The sequence below is a fragment of the Ruegeria sp. BI7 genome (assembly GCF_056537925.1).
This window is the reverse complement of record NZ_JBQFSK010000002.1, coordinates 407307-414045: the sequence shown is the minus strand read 5'-3', so window position 1 is coordinate 414045 and position 6739 is coordinate 407307. Positions and strand designations below refer to the sequence as shown.

General features: G+C 54.9%; 6 protein-coding genes. 4 read left to right on the top strand and 2 right to left on the bottom strand.

The annotated features are described in order from the left end of the window. Positions 1-127 precede the first annotated feature (127 nt). Positions 128-1864 (bottom strand): thiamine pyrophosphate-binding protein, encoded by a 1737-nt coding sequence (locus tag ACR0JB_RS09425; RefSeq protein WP_170395240.1) that lies wholly within the window; start codon positions 1862-1864, stop codon positions 128-130. 138 nt (positions 1865-2002) lie between these two features. On the opposite strand from ACR0JB_RS09425, the gene ACR0JB_RS09420 reads away from it, so the two are divergent. After that, positions 2003-2704 carry a GntR family transcriptional regulator gene (locus tag ACR0JB_RS09420; protein WP_170351141.1) on the top strand — a complete coding sequence of 234 codons (702 nt, stop codon included), beginning with the start codon at positions 2003-2005 and terminating at the stop codon, positions 2702-2704. Between the two features lie 4 nt (positions 2705-2708). On the opposite strand, the gene ACR0JB_RS09415 is transcribed toward ACR0JB_RS09420, so the two are convergent. Then, positions 2709-3608 carry a LysR family transcriptional regulator gene (locus ACR0JB_RS09415; RefSeq protein ID WP_170395238.1) on the bottom strand — a complete coding sequence of 300 codons (900 nt, stop codon included), beginning with the start codon at positions 3606-3608 and terminating at the stop codon, positions 2709-2711. A gap of 148 nt (positions 3609-3756) precedes the next feature. Here ACR0JB_RS09415 and ACR0JB_RS09410 point away from each other — a divergent pair, with 148 nt between their 5' ends. From ACR0JB_RS09410 to ACR0JB_RS09400, 3 genes are all read left to right on the top strand, one after another. After that, positions 3757-4773, top strand: coding sequence for a TRAP transporter substrate-binding protein (locus ACR0JB_RS09410; protein WP_170395235.1), 1017 nt, complete (start codon positions 3757-3759; stop codon positions 4771-4773). Between the two features lie 71 nt (positions 4774-4844). Then, positions 4845-5450 carry a TRAP transporter small permease gene (locus ACR0JB_RS09405; RefSeq protein WP_480644424.1) on the top strand — a complete coding sequence of 202 codons (606 nt, stop codon included), beginning with the start codon at positions 4845-4847 and terminating at the stop codon, positions 5448-5450. After that, positions 5447-6727: a TRAP transporter large permease gene (locus tag ACR0JB_RS09400; protein WP_170395231.1), complete on the top strand. Its 1281-nt coding sequence runs from the start codon at positions 5447-5449 to the stop codon at positions 6725-6727. Before ACR0JB_RS09405 ends, ACR0JB_RS09400 begins: the two co-directional genes overlap by 4 nt. Positions 6728-6739 lie beyond the last annotated feature (12 nt).

Here is a 6739-nt window from a genome sequence, read left to right as displayed (position 1 = left end):
AAAGGGTTCATGCTCATCAGCCCAACCTCACTCAGTCATCTCAATCAGAAACACCATAAACAAAACACAACTAACACAACCAAAACACACCGAACGGAACGGCCAAAAGAGATGCAATAGCCCAGCCTCAATAGAAATACGGAAGGTTCTTTTCACGGGCCGCACGAACCCAGTTAGGAACAAACGGAATGATCTTGTCTTGCGATGGCACCATGATCTCGATGAAATTTGCCCCTGGGTTGGCTATGGCATCCGACAGGATCGGCTCGATATCAGCCTCTGAGGTGATGCGAGCCGTTTTGAATCCGAAGCCTTCTGCCACTTTGACATAGTCGACTGCACCGAAATCGGTGCTCCAAGGTTCGTCGACATCGTCAAGAAGGATCGCTTCACCTCGAATCCAGCCAAATGTATCGTTGCGTGTCAGGATCACAGTCACGTTCCTGCCTGATCGTTTGAGCGTTTCCATATCTCCGATCACAAACCCAAAGGACCCATCTCCGGTGATTGAAATCACCGGTCCGTCATTGGCAAAGGCGGCCCCGATACAGGCCGGAACCGAATATCCCAAAGCCCCCATCGAATAATTGGTAATGTACCGCCGCCCGGGTTTGCGGAAGGTCAGCAGCGCCGAAGGGTAGATCGCGCTGACGCCCGGCTCTGAGGTGACCACGGCATCATCGGGCATGATCTTGTCCAGCACTTGCGACAGACGTACAGGCGATAGCGAGCCTTTGGGCATGGGGATGTTGGAGTTGAATACCTTGTCGAGTGCGGTCTTCTTGACCGGGTTCAGATCGACCTTGGGCCGATCTAGGTCGGGGTGTTCGGACCGGATGAGTTCAACCATATATTCAAGACTGGCGCGCGCATCACCCACCATGCCGACCTGCACCGAAAAATTGTTACCGATATGGGCTTCGGCGATGTCCAAGTGCAGGAACGTCTTTGTGTTTGGGTCGCCATACAGCTTCCAATGATCGGTGGCTGCGCTGTCGGTGTTTGAGCCGATGAAGAAGATCGTGTCGGCGTCGTGGACGTACTGATTGGAATATTCCATACCGCCCCGACCACCAATCACACGTAGAGCCAGAGGGTGATCTTCGGGAATGGTACCCTTGCCCGGCGTGGTGGTGCCGACCGGGATTTGCAGCAACTCCGCCAGCTCTAGAACCACGTTCGACGCTTTGGAGATCAGCCCCCCCTGACCGCAGACAATGGCCGGATTTTTCGCATTGATCAGAATATCAATGGCCGCGCGGATTTTGCTGTGATCCGCGACGGGGCGATGCGCCGGGTAATGGCTGTACTCGGCCTCGGCGTAAAGGTCATTGATCTCAGCCTCTTCGCCGTAAATGTTGATCGGCACCCGGATATGAACGGGCGCAGGACGCCCCGACGTTGCCACACGGAAGGCGCGGCGAAGCAGGAAAGGGATGTCCTTGACGTTGGTCAGAACAAAGCTTTCCTTGCAGATACTGTCGTAAAGCCTGGTTTGATCAATACCCGTCAGCCCATGTTTCTTGTCCTGATTAATCGGGATGTCCGAACTGAAAAAGATCACTGGAACCGAGCTGAGAAACGCCTCGGTGATACCAGGTGTGCAGTGGGTGATGCCGGGGCTTGGGGCCTCAAGAACACAAGGCCGACCGGTGATCTTGGCATAAGCTTCGGCCGCGTAAGAAGCCGTGCGTTCGTCCCGCGTCAGAACAAACTCGATATCGCTGTGTTCGCGCCATTCCTTGTACCAGCCGATTGTTGTTTCACCGGGCAGGCCAAACACATGGCGTACACCATGAAGCTCCAGCATCTTCAGAATGACCTGCGCGCCGTTCATCCGCATGGGATCTGCCGGTTTCAACACATGAACCTCCGTTTCGTGAGTCGCCTATTCTAATTGTCGACAATTGATTATACAGTTTTGCCGACCAGTCAATACTCAGTTCAAACCCCGGCAAAAACCTGTTAGTCCAAAGCTTGATCTTTGACTTGAGGAAACCGGATGACAAAAACCGAAGATCGTGTTGGTCGCGTCTATGATCTTGTGCGCAGGATGGCCGAGAACTTTGAGTTCAAGCCAGAATCCCAGATCAATGAGGTTGCCCTGGCCAAAAGCTTTGGCACCAGCCGGACACCTGTACGCGAAGCGCTGAACCGGCTGGTGGCCGAAGGGTTCCTGACCTTTCAGGCCAGGCGGGGATTTTTCTGCCGTCCGCTTAGCCCCTCTCAGATTCTTTCCTTGTATGAGGCCCGGATCGCGGTTGAGACGGAAGCTGTGAGGCTGGCTATTCGCAAATCCTCGGATAGTCAGCTGGCCGCATTGGTGGAAACATTGCGTGGGGTTTTGAGGGAATATGACCAGTGCGAAGACCCCCGGCGGTTGTTGGAGTTGGATGAGCAATTCCATGTGGACATTGCCAAGGGGTCCAAAAATCAGGAACTTGTGCGTATTCTTGAGAACCTCAATGCGCGCATCCGGTTCGTTCGCCTGATCGACCTAAAGAATGCGTATTTGAATGGTGGGGCTGAAACGACGAATAGCCAAATTCCCAGCCACCTGATGATCATGCAAAATATTGCAGACCGCGATGAAGGCATCGCAGTTGATACCATTCGAAAACACATCGAACGCCGCCGAGAAGAGACGACTGAGGCCGTCGCCAAAGCGTTCGCCGAAATCTACTTTGTGGATGACGATGCCTAAGCGGCTATGACTCTTGACCACGCTTGCAGGATTTAACGATGTCTTGCACCAGAATTTCAACCGCCCTCCTATGGGCCAGTGATGGCCGTGTTGCGAGGTAAAAGGTTGAGTTCCAGTTCAGCTTGTCCGGCGCAAGCTCTCTGAGTCGATCGCGGTGGGCCCAGTTTTTGATAAAGTGTACCGGCAGCGGACCCAAAAAGTGACCGGTTTCAATCATCATCGCCATTGCTTCCATATTTGCCACGGTGGCTTTTGGCTGCGCAGTCTGAAGCACCGGTGACACCAGAATGTTGTAGGAGCGCTGACAAATTTGGTGCTGCGAGATTACATCCAGATCAATCTGATCGTCGGGTAAGTCAAACAAGGGATGATCCTGCCCACAGTACAAACGATGCTCTTCCTGGCACAGTTCGGTGTATGTCAGCTCTGGGACCTGATTGCGGAAGGGAGCGATTGCAACATGCAAATCACCGGTAATCAGTTTCTGTGTTAACTCAGTTGGTGATGCGACGACCACCTCTAGCTGCACTTCGTTGGGACGGTCGAGAAACCGCTTAAGGACCTGCGCCAGATTAAGCTCTGCCAGTGTATTGACCGCATCAATGGTGCCAATCCGCAGATCTCCGGTAGTGGTCCCACGCAATTCCAGCAATTCAGCGTCGAAATCGCGGGCGCTGCGCAAGATGTTTCCGGCCTTGCGATAGGCGATTTCGCCCCGTTCGGTCAGGCGAAACCCACCGCGGCCGCGTTCGCAAATCCGATAGCCAAGCGCCGTTTCCAGATCTCGGATTCGGATGCTAATCGCCGATTGCGTAATGCCCAATGCGTATTGCGCATCCGTAAACCCACCGCATTCGACCACGGTCACGAAGGTTTCAAGCAGAGTATTTCTGAGCAGTTTCAACGCTTATCCGCCTTTCGGGAGTCGTGGTGTTATTTACATAAAAATACCTCATGTGAACATAAACAAGATGATATTTTTTTGTGTAATTTTCTATGCTGTCCTGATCCCTGAAGACCAAACCCAATAAGGCAACAGGGAAGAAACCAACATGACCTTGACCTCTCATCCCCTCAAGATAACTGCCGCAGCAGCATTGCTGGGCCTGACCCCTCTCGCCGCCTTGGCCGAGGATTGGAAGTTCGCAATCGAAGAGATTCCGGGCTCGATCATGGATGCCTACGCGCAGGAGTTCAAATCGCGCATCGAAGCCGCCACCAATGGTGAAGTGACCGTGACCGTCTATCCGATGGGCACGCTGGGCACGCCGACCGAAACGGTTGAACAGGCCGCCGACGGTGTCATCCAGTTCACCAACGTATCGATTGGCAATCTTGGCACCGTGGTGCCAGAAAGCCAGGTTTTCCTGCTCCCCTACTTGCTACCATCCGATCCGGCCGCGATTTCGAACATCCTCAGCAACTCGGAAACCATCTACGGTCCGCTGAACGATGATTTCCGCCAGCGTGGTCTGGAAGTTATGACCATGTATTCCGAAGGGCCGCAGGTCTGGACCACCAACCGCGAAATCCGCACGCCCGAAGACTTTGACAACTTCAAGATGCGGGTGATGGTGTCGCCGATCCTGCTGGAGACCTATAAAAACATGGGTGCCAGCCCGACCCCGCTGCCGTTTGGCGAAGTGTTCGGCGCGCTGCAACTCGGCGCAGTTGACGGTCAGGTCAATCCGATCCCGACCATCGAAGAGATGAAGTTCTACGAGGTCACCAGCCACCTGATCTGGGCCGGTGAGCAAGAGCTTGTCACCACCGTCGTTGCCGGTTCGGACTGGTTTGAAACCCTCAACCCAGACCGCCAGCAACTTGTGCGCGACACCATGGCCGACATGACCGGGTTCATTGATGGCGTCGTCACCGACTTCAATCAGAAACGTCTGGATATCATCAAAGAAGCCAAACCTGACATTGGCCTGGTCGTTCTGACCGAAGAAGAGCGTGACGCCTTCCGTGAGCGCAGCACGGGCACCTCTGCCGCCTATGTCAACACGGTAGGCGACCGTGGTCAGGAACTGCTGGACGCGCTGCAGGCGGAACTGTCGGGCAACTGATCCCTCCCCACCCACTCACTCAAAACTACCTCACGCGCCTTGCGCGTGGGGGCTTTCAAAGGGGGGAAACCATGCAAAGCAATACTGCCACTCCCTTCGGCTTGTTGGGAAAGATCGACGCCGTCATCGGACGGATAGAAATCTGGATCCTGGGCTGGGGGGTCACCCTGATGGCCGTGAACACCATCGCCAATGTCTTTGGGCGATATGTGTTCAACCAATCCATCTATTTTTCGGAAGAGCTGAACGAGTTTCTAATTGTGATCGTCACCTTCATGGGACTGGGCTACGCCACTCGTAAGGGCATCCACATCCGAATGTCAGCCATCTATGACGCCTTGCCAGTCAAACTGCGCAAAGGCCTGATGGTAGTGATCGCCACCACCACAGCCATCGTGATGGGTGTGCTGGCCTGGTACGCGTTTGAATATGTGCAGAAAGTCGCCTCGCGCGGGCGGATCACCCCGGCGCTGCAGCTGCCGCTGTACCTGACCTATGTCTGGGTGGTGATCGGATTGGCACTGGCCTCGTTCCAATACCTGCTGACTGCGATCCGTAACCTGAACTTCGCTGACGAGGACGTCTATGTCTCGTACCTCGAAATTGACAGCTATGAAGATCCGGAAACCGCGTCAGCCATCAAGAAATTCCAAGATACTGCGGAGGCGGACAAATGACCGAGTTGATGCTGGTTGTAATGATCGTCCTGCTGCTGGCAGGCTTTCCAATGAAAATGCCCTTGATTTCGGCGGCTGTGCTGGGGTTTCTCGTCTACTTCCCTGAAATGAACATGCAAATCCTGATCCAGCAGATGATCGGGGGCGTGAAGCCGGCTGCGCTGATCGCGGTGCCGATGTTCATTTTGGCCGCTGATATCATCACGCGAGGACATTCCGCCAACCGGCTTATCGATCTTGTGATGAGTTTCATGGGCCATATCAAAGGCGGCCTGGCAATTTCCGTCACCTCGGCCTGCGCCTTGTTCGGAGCTGTGTGTGGGTCGACCCAGGCGACGGTGGTGGCCATTGGCGGTGCGATGCGGCCGCGGATGCTGAAATCGGGCTATAGCGACAGCTTTTCGATCGGGTTGATCGTAAATGCCGCTGATCTGGCCTATCTGATCCCGCCATCCATCGGCATGATCATCTATGGCGTGGTCTCGGGGACATCGATTTCGCAGCTTTTCATCGCGGGCATCTTGCCCGGGTTGCTGATCGTAGTGTTATTCTCGGCCTATTGCATGGTGTACGCTTACCGTCACGATATCCCAGTTCTGCCTCGCGAGGGGTGGGGACAGCGCTTTACCGCGTTGCGCAAAGCCCTGTGGCCGATGGGATTTCCGGCGATCATCGTCGGAGGCATCTATGGCGGCGTGTTCTCACCCACCGAAGCGGCGGCAATCTGCGTGCTTTATGCTGTCATCCTCGAGGTTGTGATCTTTCGTTCGATCAAGGTCGGAGACCTGTTCGATATTGCCCTGTCCACAGGGGCCATCACGTCCGTCGTGTTTATCCTGATTGCCGCCGGTGCCGCCTTTAGCTGGACACTTAGCTTTGCCCAAGTGCCGCAGACTATCATCGCAGCGCTGGGGCTGGAACAAGCCAGCCCGCTTGTGGTGTTGCTAGCGATCAACGTGGCCTTCTTCCTCGGCTGCATGTTCGTTGACTCGATCGTGGTGATCCTGATCCTAGTTCCGATCTTTGCGCCGATGATCAAGGCCAGTGGGTTGGACCCGGTACTGGTTGGCGTTCTGATCACACTGCAAGTTGCCATCGGAGCCGCCACACCACCCTTTGGCTGCAACCTGTTCACCGCCATCGCCGTATTCCGCCGCCCCTTTGTCGAGGTGGTCCGCGGCGTGCCGCCCTTTCTAATCATCCTTTTGGTTGTCACCGGGCTGTTGATGGCTTTCCCTCAAATCGCGCTGTTCCTGCCGGAATTGGCGTACCGATAACCCATAAGAAAC